The following is a 17,901-nucleotide window of genomic DNA, read 5'->3' on the forward strand; positions in this document are numbered from 1 at the left end:
CTGTCTCCAACTGGTGGGGTGGTCGTCGGCTTCCTAGCGTGGCGGTGACCGGTACGAAGGAGGCCCGGATGACGCCGAGTGAGCCGCCCGAGGGGGAGCCGCCGAGAAGTCGGCCGCCCACGAGCGGGCCTCAATGGGGACCTCCGCCCCAGGAGGGGCCACCTCCATCGGGGCCGTCCCAGGGGCCACCCCCTCCGGGAGGCTGGGCGCGGCCTCCTGCCGGTCCTCCACCGGGGAAGCAGCGGAGCCGTGCGTGCCTCTGGGGGTGCATCGGGGCCCTGGCGTTCGTGGTCGTCATCGTCGTGATCCTGGTCGTCGTCATCGTGGTGGCGAACAACGACACCGACCATCCGCCGGCTGACGACGTGAAGGTCACGTCATGCACGGTGAACTCGGCGACGCAGCAGGCGACGGCGAGGGTGGAGATCCACAACCACAGTTCGAAGGCGTCGACGTACGCCTTCACGGTCGAGTTCGTCACCGCGAACGGGACCCGGGTGTCGGAGGGCGGCACCCTGTCCTCGACCGTCGCGCCGGGGCAGACCGTGCGGACCGAGGTCGGAGGCGTGGACCGGGTCACGCAGAAGGTGACGTGCAAGGTGACGGACGTGACCCGGGTGGCGAGCTGACGGGCCGGAAGGGGCCGGCGGGGGAGCCCGCGCGGCTCATCCTGTGGACGCTCGCGGCCGGCCAGTTCCTGATGGCGCTCGACAGCTCCGTCATGAACGTATCCATCGCGGCGGTGGCCGACGACGTGGGCACGACGGTGACCGGGATCCAGGGCGCCATCACGGCGTACACGCTGGTGATGGCGATGTTCATGGTCCCGGGCGGCAAGGTCGGGGCGCTGATCGGCCGCAGACGTGCCTTCACGATCGGCTGCTGCATCTACGGCTGCGGTTCCCTCACCACGTCGCTCGCGCCGAACCTGCCGGTGCTGCTGCTCGGTTGGTCCTTCCTGGAGGGCATCGGGGCGGCACTGATCCTGCCCGCGATCGTGGCGCTGGTGGCCGGCAATTTCCCCGCCGAACGACGTCCCGCCGCCTACGGACTGGTCGCGGCCGCGGGCGCCGTGGCGATCGCGCTCGGGCCGCTCATCGGGGGTCTGGCCACGACGTATCTGTCGTGGCGCTGGGTCTTCGCCGGTGAGGTCCTGGTGGTGCTCGTCATTCTGCTGCTCGCCCGCCGCATCTCCGACGCCGTGGGCGCCGAGCACCCGCGCATCGACCTGGTCGGCGCCGCTTTGTGCGCCCTCGGCCTCGGAGTCTTCGTCTACGGCGTCCTGCGCTCGGGCGAGTGGGGCTGGTTCCGGCCCAAGCCCGACGCGCCCGCGTGGCTCGGCATCTCGCCGGTCGTGTGGCTGATGCTCGCCGGCGTGCTGCTGATCCGGCTCTTCCTCGCCTGGGAGGCCCGCCTCGTGGAGCGGCACAGGGACCCGCTCATCGACCCGGCGCTGCTGCGCAACAGACAGTTCACCGGCGGCCTGACCATGTTCTTCTTCCAGTACCTGGTCCTGATGGGCGTGTTCTTCGTCGTACCCCTCTATCTGTCGATCGCGCTGGGTCTGTCCGCGCTGGAGACCGGTGCCCGCCTCCTGCCGCTCTCCCTGACCCTGCTGGCGGCGGCGACCCTGATCCCCCGTTTCCTGCCGGACGTCTCGCCGAGGCGGGTGGTCAGGCTCGGGATCCTCGCGCTGCTCGCCGGCGCGGTGGTGCTGATGGCCGCGCTGGACGCGGACGCCGGTGCGGAGATCGTGACGATCCCGTTCCTGCTGATCGGGCTGGGCACGGGCGCGCTGGCGTCCCAGCTGGGGTCGGTCACGGTCTCGGCGGTGCCGGACGAGAAGAGCGCGGAGGTCGGCGGCATCCAGAACGCCGTCACCAACCTCGGCTCCTCGATCGGTACGGCGCTCGCCGGGTCGATCCTGATCGCCGCGCTCGCCTCCTCCTTCCTGGCCGGCATCGAACAGAATCCGGCGATCCCCGCCGAGGTCGAGAACCGTGCGGCCGTCGAGGTCCAGGACGGTGTGACGTTCCTGTCGGACGCTCAGCTGAAGTCCGCCCTCGACGAGGCGGGCGTCGACGACGAAGTCGCACAGGCCGCGCTGGACGCCAACGCCGACGCCCGGCTGGACGGTCTGCGTGCCGCGCTCGCGATCCTCGGGTTCGCTTGCGCGCTGGCGATGTTCTTCACGTCGAGGATCCCGACGACCCAGCCCCGGTCCACGTAGCCACGGCCCAGCCCCGGTCTGCCTGGCCACGCCCCGTCCGGCTCGACGCGCGCGGCAGTGGGACCGCGCCTACGCTTGAGTGGCAACCGCCGGACACCCAGGGGCGATTCCCATGTAGAGCGGGTGGGTGCGGTTCCACTCCCTACAGCACCGGAAGGCGGGCCCCGTCATGGCCACTGCATCCGAGACCCCCGTGCTCGACACGATCGCCGCGATGACGATCGACTCCCTCGAGCACTGCAACATGGACGAGCGGACGCTCATCCAGTCCCGTATCGCCGCGCTCGTGGCCATGGACGCCCCCGCGATCTCGTACATGGCCCACATCAACCCCGCGATCAGGGCCGAGTTCACCGTCGAGCACTTGCAGGACCTGCTCGTCGCGATCGCTCCCGTCGTGGGGACCGCGCGCGTGATGTCGGCCGCGGGCCACATCGCCGAGGCGTTCGGCGTCACGATGGCGATGGCCGAGAGCGAGGCCGAAGCCATCGCTCAGGCGGAGGCCCAGAGCCGCAGCGGGTCCTGAGCCGCCACAGGTCCTGAAGTCACTCACGACCGCAGGTCGGCAGGCCCGTCGGCGACGACATTGCCCCGCATGAGCCACGTCGGGCCTTCGGCGTAGCCACTCGCCTCGGCGAAGAACGCGGCGAAGTACGGCCCGCCCGCGTGCGCGTTGAACGCGTCGACGTCCTCGTAGACCTCGTTGAGGTAGAAGACGTCCGCGTTCTCCTCGTCCGCGATGACCTCGAACCGGTGCGAGCCGGGCTCGTTCGCCAGGGAGTCACGGGCGGTCCTGTGGGCCGCCCGGACGAAGTCGTCGCGGTTCTCCGGCTTGACGGTGAAGGACACAAGGAACTGGTACATGGGGCAGCCTCCACGGGCTCGGATGTGGCAGTTCAGTGACTGAACCGCCCTCGTGGAACGACCGTAGCACGGCTCGGTTCAGTGAGTGAACCGGTGCGGCTAGAATCGGGGGCATGACACTCCCCAGCACCTACGCGGACGGCAACTGCTCGCTGGCGCGCACTCTGGAAGTCGTGGGGGAGCGGTGGACGCTCCTCATCGTCCGCGACGCGTTCTTCGGGGTGCGCCGGTTCGGGGACTTCGCCACCCAGCTCAAGATCCCGCGCGCCGTACTGGCCAACCGGCTGAAGTCCCTCGTGCAGGAAGGCGTGCTGACCCGCGACGAGGACGCCGGCACGGGTGTCGAGTACCGCCTGACCGCCAAGGGCGTCGAACTGTGGCCCGTCGTACGCGCCCTGATGAACTGGGGAGACGCGTTCTACTCACCCGCGGGAGTGCGGCGCGCCCTCCGTCACGACCGGGACGGCGGACCGCTCGACCCCGAGGGCCGCTGCCAGGACTGCGGCTCGGTCGTCCCGGTCCCCGAGGTCCTGATCGAGCCCGGCCCCGGATTCGAGCCGGAGGGCTCCGACGCCGATCCCGTGTCCAGGGCGATCAACACCCCACGCCGCCTCCTGGAACCGGTCACGCCGGTTCCCGCCGGTCGCCCTTGAGGAACCACCCCCGGAGGGTGAAGCGGGGGATCCCCTTTCGCGGTGGTCTGTGGGGACGGACCGTGACCGTGCCGTGGGTCGGACGGGGAAGGGCGAGGTGGCCATGGGCGACGACAGGGCCGCACGTATAGCGGACTTCATCGAGCCCCTGCGGGTCGAGCCCGGTACGAAGGTGCGGCTGGGGAAGGACTTCGACCCCGGCTCCAAGGCGGGCGTCCGCAAGAAGAAGGACGGCGTGGAGCTGCTGCAGAGCGGCATCGAGCTGCTCGCGGACTACCAGCGGCGACTGGCCGCCCAGGACACCTACGGGGTGCTGGTCTGCCTCCAGGCGCTGGACGCCGGCGGCAAGGACGGCACCATCCGGCACGTCATGAGCGGCGTCAATCCGCAGGGCGTGAGTGTGTCGTCCTTCAAGGTGCCCTCCACCGAGGAACTCGACCACGACTACCTGTGGCGCTACGCCTCCCGCCTGCCCCGGCGCGGCGAGATCGGGATCTTCAACCGGTCGCACTACGAGGAGGTCCTGGTGGTGCGGGTGCACCCGGAGAACCTCGCCCGGCAGAAGCTGCCGGAGGCGGCGCGCGGCCCCGACGTGTGGGAGCGGCGCTACCGCGAGATCAACGACTGGGAGCGCTATCTCACCGACAACGGCTTCAAGGTCGTCAAGCTGTTCCTGAACCTGTCGAAGGAGGAACAGCGCATCCGCTTCCTCAAGCGCATCGACGTCCCCGAGCGGAACTGGAAGTTCTCGGCGGCCGACGTCCGTGAACGGGCCCGGTGGGACGACTACCAGCGGGCGTTCTCGCAGATGCTGTCCGCCACCAGCACGGAATGGGCGCCCTGGTACGTCATCCCGGCCGACCACAAGTGGTTCGCGCGGCTGTGTGCCGCGGGGGTGCTGGCGCACACCCTGATGGACATCGACCCGCAGTATCCGCGCGTCAGCAACCGGACCCGCCGCGACCTGGCCAAGGTCAGACGGGAGCTGGAGAACCAGGCCCCGGAGGGCGCCTCGCCCGATCCGTACGCGGACTCGGCCACCGAAGGCAAGAAGGGCAAAAGCAAGAAGCGCAAGAAAGGCAAGCAGGCGCCATGACCGCGCGGACAGACGCCCCGGACGGGCGGGCCGAGCAAAGCTCTCAGGAACCGGCCGGGCAGGGCCGGGAGTGGTACCGGCTGTCGGCGCCGGACGTCGCCGCCGCGCTCGAAGTCGATCCGGCCACGGGACTGTCCTCGGCGCGGGCGGCGGAGCTGCTGCGGACGCACGGTCCGAACGCGCTGCCCGAGGAGAAGCCGCTGCCGGGCTGGAAGCGCTATCTCGCGCAGTACCGCAGCTATATGCAGCTGGTCCTGGTGGCCGCCGCCGTGGTGTCCCTGGTGATCAAGGAGTGGACCACCGGGGTGCTGCTGCTGGTGCTGACCGTCCTCAACGCGGTGGTCGGCATGCGGCAGGAGGGCAAGGCGGAGAGCGCCATGAACGCCCTCAAGTCGATGATGAAGGCGACCGCCCGGGTGCGCAGGGACGGCGCCGAGTCCGAGATCCCGGCGGAGGAGGTCGTCGTCGGCGACGTCGTGCTCGTCGCCGCCGGGGACGAGGTGCCGGCCGACGGCCGCATCGTCCAGGCCAACGCCCTCCAGATCGACGAGTCGGCGCTGACCGGCGAGAGCGTGCCCGCCGCCAAGGACGCCGGCCCGCTGACCGGCGACGACCTGGGGCCGGGGGACCGGACGAACATGGCGTTCATGAACACGCCGGTCACCCACGGCAGCGCGACGGTGCTGGTCACGGGCACGGGGGCGGGCACGGAGCTCGGCCGTATCTCCGGAATGCTCTCTGCGACGCCGCGCGAGGCCTCCCCGCTGACCCGGGAGCTGGACCGGCTCACCCTGTGGATCACGGGCGCGGCCGGACTGACGATGATCGTGATGTTCGTGCTCGGACGCAGCCGCGACGAGGCGTGGGACGCGCTGTTCGTGAGCGCCGTGTCCCTGGCCATCGCCGCCATCCCGGAGGCCCTGCCCACCGTCACGCAGACCATCCTCTCGATCGGCGGCATCGATCTCGCCCGGCGCGAGGCGATCGTGAAGGACCTGCCGTCGGTGGAGTCGCTGGGGTTCACCTCGGCCATCAACTCCGACAAGACCGGCACGCTCACCATGAACCAGATGACGGTCGTGGAGGTGCTCGACCCGGGCGACCGCTACACCGTCTCCGGCACCGGGTACGGCCTGGACGGCAGGATCCACCACGCCGTCGGCAGCGCGCCGGACATCGAGGACGCGATCCTGCCGTACCTGGTCGCCTGCGACGCGAAGCTCGTGGACGGCCGGGTCGTCGGCGACCCCACCGAGGGCGCCCTGCTGGTGCTCGGCCACAAGGCCGGCCTGGACATCGACGCGACCAGGGAACGGTTCCCCCGGCTGGCCACGCTGCCCTTCGACCCCTCGTACAAGCTGATGGCCACCTTCAACTCGGCCACGGACGCGGCGGGCCGGCCCGTGGTGCGGTGCTTCGTGAAGGGAGCCGCGCCGGCCGTGACCGGCCGGGCGGCCACCGCCCTTGCGCAGGGCAGGTCCGTCCCGTGGAACGACCGGGCGCGCGGGCGGGCCCAGGAGCACATCGAACGTATGGGAGGCGAGGGCCTGCGCGTGATGGCAGCCGCGCGGCGCGACCTCGACCCCACGACGTTCGACCCGGACGGGGACCTGCTCGGATACGTCACCGACCTGGAGATGACCAGCCTCGTCGGCATGGTCGACCCGCCGCGCGAGGAGTCGCGGACCGCGGTGGCCGACGCCCAGTCCGCCCATATCCGGGTGCGGATGGTGACCGGCGACGACGTCGTCACGGGTGCCGCCATCGCACGGCAGCTCGGGATCGAGGGCGAGGCCGTCCTCGGCGCGGAGTTCGCCGCCCTGCCGGAGAACGAGCGGCTCGCCCGGATCGACGACATCGGCGTGGTCGGCCGGGTCGCCCCCGAGCACAAGGTGCTGCTCGCCGACACGCTGAAGAAGAAGGGCCATGTGGTGGCCATGACCGGCGACGGCGTCAACGACGCCCCGGCCATCAAGGCGGCGGACGTCGGGATCGCCATGGGATCCGGCACGGACGTCGCCAAGAACGCCGGACGCATGGTGCTGGCCGACGACAACTTCGCGACGATCGTCTACGCCGTCGAGCAGGGCCGCAAGATCTACGACAACCTCACCAAGTACATCCGCTTCGTGCTCGTGCTCCTCGTCGTGTTCGTGCTGACGTTCCTCGGCGCGACCCTGTTCAACATCGCCTCCGGTGAACCCTTCACTCCGGCGCAGGTGCTGTGGATCCACTTCTTCGTCAACGCGGCCTTCGGCTTCGCGCTCGGCTTCGACCGGCAGAGCCCGGGGCTGATGGAGCGCCGGCCGCGCCCGCGTGGCGAACCGGTCCTGACGAAGAGCGTGATGATCACGGTCGGGCTGTCCGGCCTTGCCATCACCATCGGCCTGCTCTCCATGATCCAGCTGGGCGAGTCCCACTTCGACAGCGTGAAGGTCGGCCAGTCGATGGCGTTCACGTCCTTCGCGCTCTGCCTGATCGTGGCCGCGCTGGAATGCCGCAGCGAGACGGACACCGTGCTGACCACCGCCAGCTTCGACAGCAAGCAGATGAACTGGGCCATGCTCGTCGAGTTCATCCTCGCGATCATGGTGACCCAGATGGACGCCTTCAACCGCCTCCTCGGTACGACGGAACTGGAGCTGCGGGAGTTCGCCTGGACCCTGATCCCACCGCTCGCCCTGCTCGCGCTGTGGGAGCTCGGCAAGTTCCTGGTACGACGCCGCAGCGCGCCGGCCCCGCGGAGGTGACGCCCCAGGCCTGCCGAACGGGGGAGCCCCGGGTGCGCACGGGTGGGGCGCGTTCGAGCCTGGTGCCATGAGCATTCGCCCCTGGGTCATCGTCGAGGCACCGGACAGCCGCGGGCTTCGCCGGGTGACCAGGGGCAGCGAGACGGTGGGCGGCGCCTGGTCACCGAGTGACCTGCGCCGAATACTGCGACGTCTCGACTTCCCGGACGACGTCGACCTGGACGACACCGCGTTCATCTGCTGGCGCGGAGGCGACAGCGGTACGTGGCCCGACCGGCCGTGGCGAAGACGCGCGACCCTCGTCGTGATGACCGTCGGACTGCTGGCCTCCATGGTGCTCAGCGCGCTGGTCGGCTGGCCGGACGCCGCCGGGGCGCTCACCTTCGCCCAGCGCATGACCGGGGTCCTCTTCATGTTGACGGGCCTGGTGCAGGGCGTGGCCGCGGCGATGGCGCTCGACTACTGGGGGAGACGGCAGTTCAGGATGTCCGGGGCGATCGTCCTGCTCGGGGTGCTCATCGCGCTGGCCACGGACAGCCTGCTGCTCTTCATGTGGCTGGAGGAGACGGAGTACACGCCGTACCTGCTGATGTTCCTGCCGCTGTGGTGCTGGTCCGTCTGGGCGCTCGTGGTCCTGGTACGGGAGGACTGCTGGAAGGGAGTGCCACGCCCGAAGAGATTCGCGGCCGGGGTGGTCGTCACCGCACTCCTGACCGGAGTGAGCCTGGCGTACTCGACCATGTACCAGCCGGCGGCGGCCCCGATGCACCTGTCCCTCCAGGCGAAGTTCGGGGCGGCACGGGCGGATCGAGGGGTGCCCTTCGTCCATGTCCCGCTGTCTCTCCACATGAAGAACACCGGCGGAATTCCCGTCTACGTCACCAATGACATCTACACGGTCCGCGGCAGAGACGCCACGTACTCCGAGTTCCGTGGAAACCAGGACATGTTGCGGGAGTGGAGAGAGAGCGCGGGGCGGGGAACCACGCTCGGGGAAGTGGAGCGTTATGCGGATGACCTCAGAGGGACCATCATCAGCAGCGGCCATGTCTACGGACCCGGCACATGGCTCGAGGTCGGGCAGGAATACTCCGTCGAGCACGTTTTCCAGATTCCCAAGGAGGCACCTTTCGGGACCGTCGCCGTCACCATGCAGGTCTCCTACATGAGGAAGGACCGGGGAAAGCTGGACGTGGACAAGTTCAAGAATCCTCATTACACATGGCGGCCGAGCGAGGAGGGGTACTACTGCCGCTGGGAGTCGTGCGGGCAGCAGCTCGTCTACAGCGGGCGGGTCCGGCACAACAACAACCTCATCAACGTGACCCGCAAGCCCCGCTTCCTGTGGGCGACCTGGGTACCGGGGCGGCGGCCTCTCGCCGCTGTCTCATCCCTTTCTCACTGGAAAAGTGGGTTGTCAGCGAATGAAGTAAGAAGGGAGCAGGACAGATACGGCGCTGCGAGGGTTCGGGTCGAGGCCGAGGTCCCGGTCACGGAACTGCTCAGATCCGCCGGTCTTTGACGACGGCCCTCGCTGCCCTGCTACTCCGAGTCGTCGCTGTCGCCCCAGTCCCCCACTATGACTCCTCGATCCTCGAGGTACTGGGCGGACTGCTTGCAATGGGCTGCCGAGCGTCCCCCGATGTCCGTGTTCAGCTCATCCACTCGCACGAAATCGGCAAAGCTGACGATGAGGTCCGCGACGACGAAGGGGGCATGGGTGTTCTGGTCGTTGCGCAGGAAGGCACGGATGTCGAGCATGCTCTTCTCATCGGCGCTGGCCTTCCAGAAGTCCTTGACTCCCACGCTGTCCCAGCTCTGCGGAGTCAGGTCCTCCAGCCCATTCGAGAGTCTCCGCTCCGAGACGGTATTGAATATCGCGTTGGCGCACCCTTCGGCGGCATCGCCGAGCGGGGCGTTAGTCGACTCCTGATCCGCGGCGGCCTTCCGCTGTTCGTCCTTCATACGGGCGGTCTGCCTCCGCATCTCGCCTCGGGCCTCGGACTGCTCCTCCTGCGAGGAATCGGGGTCGCTCGCCCGCCTCATCTCCCGTCCCGTCCGCTCGGAACGGTTCAAAAGCTCCCGTTGATTTCCGGAGCCACTCTCCTGCTGCCCGGCCATGTTCGAGCCGGTGCCGTCCTGGGGCCGGGCTGAGTCGACGAGGTAGACGATCGACGCACTCAAGGTCACTCCTGTGCGTCCCGTCTCTCCGCCGCCGTTGGTGTGCTCCATGGCGTAGTTCAGGTCTTCGACGATCGTCGCCAGTTGCTTCCGTACCTTCTGCGGTGTGTCCGTATCGGCGATCATGCCCAGGGCGGAAGTCGTCCGCGTCGACACCATGAAGAGCCTCGACCGGTCCTCGGCCGGCACATCCGGCTCCTGACCGGCCTCCAGCGCGGCCGTCACCTGCTTCACGAGCCGGGTCAGCTGATCCCGCACCCCGCCCGGTGTGCCGGCGTCGGCGATGACACCCAGCGTCGAGGCCAGCGCCTCGGCGCTCTCGGTGACCGCGCCTCGGTCCTGGGGCGTCGTCTCCGGGGCGGCGACTGCCCGGAGCATGCCGGTCAGTGAGTCGACGGACGACTTGAGCTCCTCGGGCACGTCGTCGCGCCGCGCGTTCAGAGTCGCCGTCACCTCTGCGACCGCCCGGATCTGCTCCGGCGGAGGCTCGGTCCGCCCGCCACCATCGGTGGCCTCACTTGACGGCTGCTCAGTGGGCGTCGTGCCGTCCGGACTTGTCGCATCGTCCGGTGTGGACTCGGCCGGCGCAGAAGGAGGCGTGGAATCGGGCGTGGGCGTATACGAAGGGGTGGGGGTCTCCTCCGTCGGGGTGGACGGGGTCAGCGGCGAGGACGGAGTGGGCGGGGTGGGCGGGGTGGTCTGAGCGGTGGCGGGTGCGCCCGGTCTGTCCGCGGGGGGTGTCTGCTGTGCCGCCATCGCAGTCGTCAGGCCCGCCGGCAACGCGAGTGCCGCGGCCAGGACGGATGCGTGAACCCTGTGGAAGACATGTCGCCTGATGGTTCTGGCCATGATGGTTCCCGATGCGCTGTGCGCGGTACCGCATCAACTGTTGGCCGACCCGGGCCTCTCCAATCCACTGTTCACCCCCTGCGCGCATCCCGCAATGCGAACGCCCCGCCCCGGGCCGGGTGTTGCCTGAGGCGTGCCGGAAGCCCGAAATAGTTGTGAGGTGCAATGGGATCCGGACAGGCGGCTCCGGCGTCTAGACGGATATGGACCTTGATAAGCCACCGGCTCGGCAGCAGCAGCAACAGGCGCCCGAGGGGTGTCTTGCCGTCGCGATCCGGGTGCCCGTGCGGATCGTCGTGCTCGTGCTGGTCGTGCCGGTGCGGATGGCGTGGGACGCCCTCGTCGTCGCCGGTCGCTTCCTGAACGACACGGTGCTCCGGCCGGTGGGCCGGGCGCTGCTGTGGCTCGGCCGGGCGGTGTTCGTGTGGCCGTTCGTGGCGCTGTGGCGGTACGTCGTGGTGCCGGTCGCCAAGGGCCTCGCCTGGCTGGGGAACGTGCTCTTGGTCATACCCCTGGTGTGGCTGTACCGGTACGTGCTGACTCCCGTCGGGCACGCGTGCGCGTGGGTCGCGCGCGGGATCGGCGCGGGGCTGACATGGCTGTACGCGCGCGTGCTCACGCCCATCGGCCACGCCGTGCTCTGGGTACTCAAGGGGCTCGGCGCGGTGCTCGCCGCCATCGGGCTCGGGGTGTTCGGCGCCATGGCCTGGCTGGCGCGGTACCTCCTCGTCGTACCCGCCCTGTGGCTGTACGAGTGGGTCCTCACACCGGTCGGCCATGCCCTCGCCTGGTGCGCGAAGGGCGTCGCGTGGCTCGTGAGCACAGTCGTCACGGGCATCGGCATCGCCCTGTACTGGATCGTGCGCGTACTGCTCGTGCTGCCCGCGCTGGGCCTGTACCGCTGGGTCCTCACGCCCATCGGCCGGGTGCTCGCCGTCGTCGGCAGGGAGATCTGGGACGCCCTCGGGCACGCCTGGCGGATCGCCGGCCACATCTCGCTCGCCGTCGGCCGGTTCCTCGCGAGCGTCTTCCGGTGGACCTTCGTCGAGCCGGTGCGCTGGGTGTACCGCACGGTGCTCACACCCGTCGGGCACGTCGTGCGGGACGCGGTGCTGCGACCCGTCGCCGAAGCGGCGCGCAGCGTGGGCCGGGCCACCCGGCAGGCCCTCGCCGCCGCCGGGGAGTCCGTACGGCAGGCGCGCGCCGACTTCCGGCGGATGCTGTTCGGGGAGTCCCGGGAGCGTGAAGCCGTGCCCGTGCGGGAACCTCGGGGCCGCGAGACACGTACTCTTGGTAGCAGTACGACCGCTCTCACGAAGGACTGAACGACACTGGGCAAGCGACAGCCCGAAGGCCCGCCGCCCGCACCCGCGGTGCAGCGCATCCGACTGCGCTACACCAAGCGCGGCCGCCTCCGGTTCACCAGCCACCGTGACTTCCAGCGCGCCTTCGAGCGTGCGCTGCGCCGTGCCGAGGTGCCGATGGCGTACTCGGCGGGGTTCACGCCGCATCCGAAGGTGTCGTACGCCAATGCCGCACCCACCGGCACGGGCAGTGAGGCGGAATATCTGGAGATCGCCCTCACCGAGGCGCGTGATCCGGAGCAGCTGAGAGCACTCCTCGACGAGTCGCTGCCCACCGGGCTCGACATCGTGGACGCGGTCGAGGCCCGGGTCTCCGGGCTCGCCGACCGGCTCACGGCGTCCGTCTGGGAGCTGCGGCTCGACGGTGTGGACCCGGCCGACGCCGCGCGAGCGGTCGCCGCCTTCGACGCCGCCGAGTCCGTCGAGGTCCAGCGCATGACCAAGAACGGCGTGCGCACCTTCGACGCCCGCCCCGCGGTCGTCGAACTGGAAAGCACCGACGCGACGGACGCCAAAGACGCAGCAGCCGCGTCAGGCGCTTCGGACACAACTGAAACGCACAGTTCCCAGGCTGATAGGCCGACCGACCAGCCCTGTGCGATACTGCGGCTGGTTGTTCGGCACGTGACGCCTGCCGTACGACCCGACGACGTCCTGTCCGGTCTCCGCGCCGTGGCCGACCTGGCGCCGCCGGTCCCCGCAGCGGTGACCAGGCTGGCGCAGGGGCTGTTCGATGAAGAGACCGGCACGGTGACCGACCCGCTCGCGCCCGACCGCGAGGCAGCGACGGCCCCAACCGAGGCCGAGCCCGCTGCCGCCGCGACGGCGCCGGCGTAAGGAAGGTTCCGCGCAGGGACGTACGTCGAAGCGCAGCCCTCGTACTCGGGAGCCACCTGGGTCGGGCAGCGCACCGACCAGAAGACTTTCGCCAGGCCGTACGCATGAGGCGTACGGAACCGGCGAGACAGGACACAGAGAGCTCCCGTGCGGCGCCCGCGCCCCGGACGGCGGCAGTCGCGCACCGCGCGAGCCGCGGACGTCACCGGCATGCCGCCGGACCAGGCGCGGCGCCCGGGAGCCTGACGGGAGAAACGCCCGCATGCTCGAACCGACCGAACCCACCGAGGGTTCCGAACTGAACACTCCCAGCGACACCCTGCCGCCGCGCCGTCGGCGTCGTGCGGCGTCCCGCCCGGCGGGACCGCCCGTGGCCGCCACCGAGGCGCAGCCCGCGGAGGTTGTCGAGCCGGCCATACCGGTCGCCGAGGCCGCCGATGTCGCGGCCGTGACCGAAGAGGCCGAGAAGCCCGAGGAGATCATCGAGGCCGTCGAGGCCGAGGTGACTCCCGAGGCCACCGAGGACGAAGAGGCCCAGCAGGGCGAGGAGACGACGGAGGCCGCACCCACCGGTCGTCCGCGCCGCCGTGCCGTACGCCGTGCCTCCGCGCCCGCCGGTGCGCCCGAGGCCGCCGAAGCCGCCGAGACCGTCGTTCCCGTGACGGCCGCCGCGCCGGTCGCCGAGGAAGCGACCCCGGCCGCCGCCGCGGAGAGCACCGAGGCGCCCGCGCCCCGTACGCGTCGCCGTGCCGTGCGCCGCGCGTCGGCACCCGCCGGTGCCCCCGCGCCCGTCGAGGCGGCCGAGCCCGCCGCCGAGGCGCCCGCCACGGTCGAGGCGCCCGCCGACGTGGAGACCGCCGAGGTGGCCGAAGAGGCCGCCCCGCGTCGCACCCGCCGCCGTGCCACCCGCCGGGTGTCCGCGCCCGCCGGTGCTCCGGACGCCGCCGAGACCCCCACCGAGGCGGAGGCGCCCGCCGCTGTCGAGACCGCCGAACCCGTGGAGGCCGCCGAGGAGGCCGCGCCGCGTCGCACGCGTCGCCGTGCCACCCGGCGCGTGACCGAGGAGGCCCCCGTCGAGACCCCCGAGTCCACCGAGAAGCCGGTGACGGCGGAGGAGACCCCCGAGGTCCCCGAGACCGTTGCCGAGGAGACCCCCGCCGAGACCGGTGAGGACGCCGGCCCCCGTCGCCGTCGCCGCGTCGTCCGTCGCGCCGCCGCCGGGTTCGCCGAGCCCGCCCGCGCCGCCGCCAAGGCCGAGCAGTCCGAGCAGGACACCGAGGACGCACCGCGCCCGGCGCGGCCCTCCGTGGCCGTGTTCCAGGCGCCCGTCTTCACCGAGCCCCAGTTCCAGACGCCCGAGCGCGCCGCCGCCCAGGCCGCCGCCGCGGAGGCGGAGACCGAGGACGTCGAGGAGTTCCCGGAGGAGCAGGCCGGCGCGTCCAGGCGCCGTCGCCGTCGCCGCAGCGGCGGATTCGCCGAGGAGACCGAGACCCAGGTCGCCGAGACCACCGCCGAGGACGAGACCGAGGAAGCCGAAGAGGGCGCCGAGGACATCGCCGACGGCGAGGAGACCGAGGAGACCGGGTCCCGTCGCCGCCGCCGGCGTGGCGGCCGTCGCCGCCGTCGCGGCGAGAGCGCGGAGTCGGACGCCGAGGGCGACGACACCGACGAGGCCGCCGCCGCGCAGGCCGAGCAGGACGCCGAGGACACCGCCGAGCAGGAGGAAGAGGACGCCGAGGACGGCCGCGACGACGGCTCCGGGTCCAGCTCCTCCAGCCGGCGCCGCCGTCGCCGTCGCCGTCGCGCCGGTGACTCCTCCACGGACACCGAGCCCGGCGACGGCGACCCCGAGCGCACCGTCGTCAAGGTCCGCGAGCCCCGCCCGAAGGCCGAGCCGTCCGACGAGGTGCAGTCCATCAAGGGCTCCACCCGCCTGGAGGCCAAGAAGCAGCGCCGCCGTGAAGGCCGCGAGCAGGGCCGCCGCAGGGTGCCGATCATCACCGAGGCCGAGTTCCTGGCCCGCCGTGAAGCGGTCGAGCGGGTGATGGTGGTCCGCCAGCACGGCGACCGTACGCAGATCGGCGTCCTCGAGGACAACGTGCTCGTCGAGCACTACGTCAACAAGGAGCAGTCGACCTCCTACGTCGGCAACGTCTACCTGGGCAAGGTCCAGAACGTGCTGCCGTCGATGGAGGCCGCCTTCATCGACATCGGCAAGGGCCGCAACGCCGTGCTCTACGCCGGTGAGGTCAACTTCGAGGCGCTGGGCATGGCCAACGGGCCGCGCCGTATCGAGTCCGCCCTGAAGTCCGGCCAGTCGGTCCTCGTCCAGGTGACGAAGGACCCGATCGGTCACAAGGGCGCCCGTCTGACCAGCCAGGTCTCCCTGCCGGGCCGCTACCTCGTGTATGTCCCCGAGGGCTCGATGACCGGCATCAGCCGCAAGCTGCCCGACACCGAGCGGGCGCGGCTGAAGACCATCCTCAAGAAGATCGTCCCCGAGGACGCGGGCGTCATCGTGCGCACCGCCGCCGAGGGCGCGAGCGAGGACGAGCTGCGCCGGGACGTCGAACGGCTCCAGGCGCAGTGGGAGGACATCCAGAAGAAGGCCAAGAGCGGCAACGCCCCGTCGCTGCTGTACGGCGAGCCGGACATGACCGTCCGGGTCGTGCGGGACATCTTCAACGAGGACTTCTCCAAGGTCGTCGTCAGCGGTGACGACGCCTGGTCGACGATCCACGGGTACGTCTCGCACGTCGCCCCGGATCTGGCCGAGCGGCTCTCGAAGTGGACCTCCGAGGTCGACGTCTTCGCCACGTACCGGATCGACGAGCAGCTCGCCAAGGCGCTGGACCGCAAGGTCTGGCTGCCCAGCGGCGGTTCGCTGGTGATCGACCGGACCGAGGCGATGGTCGTCGTCGACGTCAACACCGGCAAGTTCACCGGTCAGGGCGGCAACCTCGAGGAGACCGTCACCAGGAACAACCTGGAGGCGGCCGAGGAGATCGTCCGCCAGCTGCGGCTGCGCGACCTCGGCGGCATCATCGTCATCGACTTCATCGACATGGTGCTGGAGTCCAACCGGGACCTGGTGCTGCGGCGTCTGCTGGAGTGCCTGGGCCGGGACCGGACCAAGCACCAGGTCGCCGAGGTGACCTCGCTGGGCCTGGTCCAGATGACCCGCAAGCGGGTCGGCCAGGGCCTGCTCGAGTCCTTCTCCGAGACCTGCGTCCACTGCAACGGCCGCGGCGTCATCGTGCACATGGAGCAGCCGACGTCCGCCGGCGGTGGCGGTGGCAAGCGCAAGAAGCGCGCGCGGGCCGGTGCCGGTCCCGAGCACGTCCACGAGGCGTCCGTCGCCACCGAGCCGGCCGAGACGGCCGAGGAGGAGGCGGAGACCGAGGCCGAGGTCGCGGCAGAGGCCGCCGAGCCGGCCGCGCTGCCCGAGCCGGCGTTCGCGCCCGACGAGGAGCTGTACAGCAGCGTCGCCGAGGCGGAGGCCGCGGCGGGCCGTGGCGGTCGTTCGCGGCGCCGCGGGGGCCGGCGGGTGTCGGCTCCGGCGGGTGCGCCGAGGAAGGCCGAGGCGGTCCCCACCGCTCAGGACGTGACCGTCGCCGAGGAGATCGAGCGCCCGGTCCGGCCCGAGCCGGCCGCGGAGGTCAAGGCCGAGCCCGCGGCGGTCGAGGACGCGGTCGTGCAGACCGAGGCCCCGGCCGCCGAGGAGGCCGCACCCAAGGGCCGTACGCGGCGTCGCGCCACCCGCAAGGTGTCCGCGCCCGCCGGGTCGCCCGCGGGGGCCGAGGCCGCCGTCGTGACGGTCGCCGAGACGGCCGCCGCCGAGCCGGCCGAGGAGACCGCCGCCGAGCCGGTCGCCGAGAGCGCCGCCCCGGCCCGTCCGCGTCGCCGTGCCGTGCGCAAGGCCACCGCGCCGAGCGCGTCCGACGAGGCGGCCGTCCTGGTCGTCCCGGCGGGCGAGGCACCGGCCGAGCCCGCTGCCGAGGCGCAGGCCCCGGCCGCGGAGGAGGGCGTCGAGGAGGCCGCTCCGGCCAAGAAGACGGCCCGTAAGACGGCCAAGAAGGCGACGGCGAAGAAGGCCGCCACCAAGAAGACCGCGGCCAAGAAGACGGTCGCCAAGAAGACGACGGCCAAGAAGGCGGCGAAGACCGCCAAGACGGCCGCGGCCAAGGCGACGGCGAAGAAGACCACGGTCTCCGCCGCCACCGACGAGTGACACACGACGTCTGACGTGTGGTGCGGCCGGTCCCTGTGACCGGCCGCACTCCTTTGGGGACCGGCCCGGTTTGACCCCCTCGGCCACGGCCCCGTAACCTTGACCGTCGGCGTGTCCGTGGATATAGGCACGCCACATCCCCGTAAACCTCTTCCTCCGGAGCACTGGGTGTCCTGGAGAGGCTGTCCGCGTGCCGGGCGGCTGGACTGCGGGGGTGCCGTTCCCGAGCGAGAGAGTGAGATCCGCGTGTACGCCATCGTGCGCAGCGGTGGTCGCCAGCACAAGGTTGCTGTCGGCGACATCGTTGAGGTTGACAAGATTTCCACTGCCAAGGTTGGCGACACGGTCGAGCTCTCGACCCTGCTCGTTGTCGACGGCGACGCTGTGACCAGCGACCCGTGGGTCCTGGCCGGCATCAAGGTCCAGGCCGAGGTCGTGGACCACCACAAGGGCGTCAAGATCGACATCCTTCGCTACAAGAACAAGACCGGCTACCGCCGTCGTCAGGGCCACCGCCAGCAGTACACGGCGATCAAGGTCACTGAGATCCCCGCGGCTGCGAAGTAAGGGACTGAGGAGAGATGGCACACAAGAAGGGCGCATCGTCCACCCGTAACGGTCGTGACTCCAACGCTCAGCGCCTCGGCGTGAAGCGTTTCGGCGGTCAGGTCGTCAACGCGGGTGAGATCCTGGTCCGCCAGCGCGGCACCCACTTCCACCCGGGCGCGGGCGTCGGCCGTGGCGGCGACGACACGCTGTTCGCGCTGAACGCCGGTGCGGTGCAGTTCGGCACCCACCGTGGCCGCAAGGTCGTGAACATCGTTCCGGTCGCCTGAGTCTTCTGAC

General features: G+C 70.8%; 14 protein-coding genes. 12 read left to right on the top strand and 2 right to left on the bottom strand.

The features are described from left to right. The first annotated feature begins 287 nt into the window (after positions 1 to 287). The 3 genes from CP983_RS28640 (at position 288) to CP983_RS28650 (ending at position 2,756) form a co-directional block, all read left to right on the top strand. A complete protein-coding gene (locus CP983_RS28640) occupies positions 288 to 629 on the top strand; it encodes a hypothetical protein (RefSeq protein ID WP_125524548.1) in 342 nt (113 codons plus the stop codon). Next, positions 626 to 2,230 carry an MFS transporter gene (locus CP983_RS28645; RefSeq protein WP_150506945.1) on the top strand — a complete coding sequence of 535 codons (1,605 nt, stop codon included), beginning with the start codon at positions 626 to 628 and terminating at the stop codon, positions 2,228 to 2,230. The genes CP983_RS28640 and CP983_RS28645 overlap by 4 nt, the downstream gene beginning before the upstream one ends. Positions 2,231 to 2,399: 169 nt before the next feature. Further along, the gene (locus CP983_RS28650) at positions 2,400 to 2,756 is read left to right on the top strand and encodes a carboxymuconolactone decarboxylase (RefSeq protein WP_107907334.1); all 357 of its coding nucleotides are present in this window, start codon (positions 2,400 to 2,402) and stop codon (positions 2,754 to 2,756) included. A gap of 23 nt (positions 2,757 to 2,779) precedes the next feature. On the opposite strand, the gene CP983_RS28655 is transcribed toward CP983_RS28650, so the two are convergent. Then, entirely contained in the window at positions 2,780 to 3,094 is a 315-nt protein-coding gene (locus CP983_RS28655) for a putative quinol monooxygenase (RefSeq protein ID WP_107906563.1), read from the bottom strand. 113 nt (positions 3,095 to 3,207) lie between these two features. Here CP983_RS28655 and CP983_RS28660 point away from each other — a divergent pair, with 113 nt between their 5' ends. From CP983_RS28660 to CP983_RS44485, 4 genes are all read left to right on the top strand, one after another. Further along, complete coding sequence (locus CP983_RS28660) at positions 3,208 to 3,747, top strand: winged helix-turn-helix transcriptional regulator (protein WP_150502685.1); 540 nt, start codon at positions 3,208 to 3,210, stop codon at positions 3,745 to 3,747. A 103-nt stretch (positions 3,748 to 3,850) separates the two neighbouring features. Further along, positions 3,851 to 4,843 (top strand): polyphosphate kinase 2 family protein, encoded by a 993-nt coding sequence (locus tag CP983_RS28665; protein WP_150502687.1) that lies wholly within the window; start codon positions 3,851 to 3,853, stop codon positions 4,841 to 4,843. After that, positions 4,840 to 7,593: a cation-translocating P-type ATPase gene (locus CP983_RS28670; protein WP_150502689.1), complete on the top strand. Its 2,754-nt coding sequence runs from the start codon at positions 4,840 to 4,842 to the stop codon at positions 7,591 to 7,593. The genes CP983_RS28665 and CP983_RS28670 overlap by 4 nt, the downstream gene beginning before the upstream one ends. A gap of 67 nt (positions 7,594 to 7,660) precedes the next feature. Further along, positions 7,661 to 9,115 (top strand): hypothetical protein, encoded by a 1,455-nt coding sequence (locus tag CP983_RS44485; RefSeq protein ID WP_189748652.1) that lies wholly within the window; start codon positions 7,661 to 7,663, stop codon positions 9,113 to 9,115. A gap of 20 nt (positions 9,116 to 9,135) precedes the next feature. Here CP983_RS44485 and CP983_RS28680 read toward each other — a convergent pair whose 3' ends face one another. Further along, positions 9,136 to 10,227, bottom strand: a complete 1,092-nt coding sequence (locus CP983_RS28680; protein ID WP_150502691.1) for a hypothetical protein — start codon at positions 10,225 to 10,227, stop codon at positions 9,136 to 9,138. A gap of 599 nt (positions 10,228 to 10,826) precedes the next feature. Here CP983_RS28680 and CP983_RS28690 point away from each other — a divergent pair. The 5 genes from CP983_RS28690 to rpmA all read left to right on the top strand — a co-directional run bounded on the left by CP983_RS28690 (position 10,827) and on the right by rpmA (position 17,891). Next, positions 10,827 to 11,948 carry a hypothetical protein gene (locus tag CP983_RS28690; protein WP_150502693.1) on the top strand — a complete coding sequence of 374 codons (1,122 nt, stop codon included), beginning with the start codon at positions 10,827 to 10,829 and terminating at the stop codon, positions 11,946 to 11,948. Positions 11,949 to 11,996: 48 nt separating this feature from the next. Then, the gene (locus CP983_RS28695) at positions 11,997 to 12,824 is read left to right on the top strand and encodes a TIGR03936 family radical SAM-associated protein (protein ID WP_107906569.1); all 828 of its coding nucleotides are present in this window, start codon (positions 11,997 to 11,999) and stop codon (positions 12,822 to 12,824) included. 262 nt (positions 12,825 to 13,086) lie between these two features. After that, positions 13,087 to 17,055, top strand: a complete 3,969-nt coding sequence (locus CP983_RS28700) for an Rne/Rng family ribonuclease (RefSeq protein ID WP_150502695.1) — start codon at positions 13,087 to 13,089, stop codon at positions 17,053 to 17,055. Between the two features lie 246 nt (positions 17,056 to 17,301). Further along, complete coding sequence (gene rplU / locus CP983_RS28705) at positions 17,302 to 17,622, top strand: 50S ribosomal protein L21 (RefSeq protein WP_007381993.1); 321 nt, start codon at positions 17,302 to 17,304, stop codon at positions 17,620 to 17,622. A 14-nt stretch (positions 17,623 to 17,636) separates the two neighbouring features. Then, positions 17,637 to 17,891, top strand: coding sequence for a 50S ribosomal protein L27 (gene rpmA / locus CP983_RS28710; RefSeq protein ID WP_030961848.1), 255 nt, complete (start codon positions 17,637 to 17,639; stop codon positions 17,889 to 17,891). Positions 17,892 to 17,901 lie beyond the last annotated feature (10 nt).

Source organism: Streptomyces chartreusis, assembly GCF_008704715.1.
GTDB classification, from domain to species: Bacteria; Actinomycetota; Actinomycetes; order Streptomycetales; family Streptomycetaceae; genus Streptomyces; species Streptomyces chartreusis.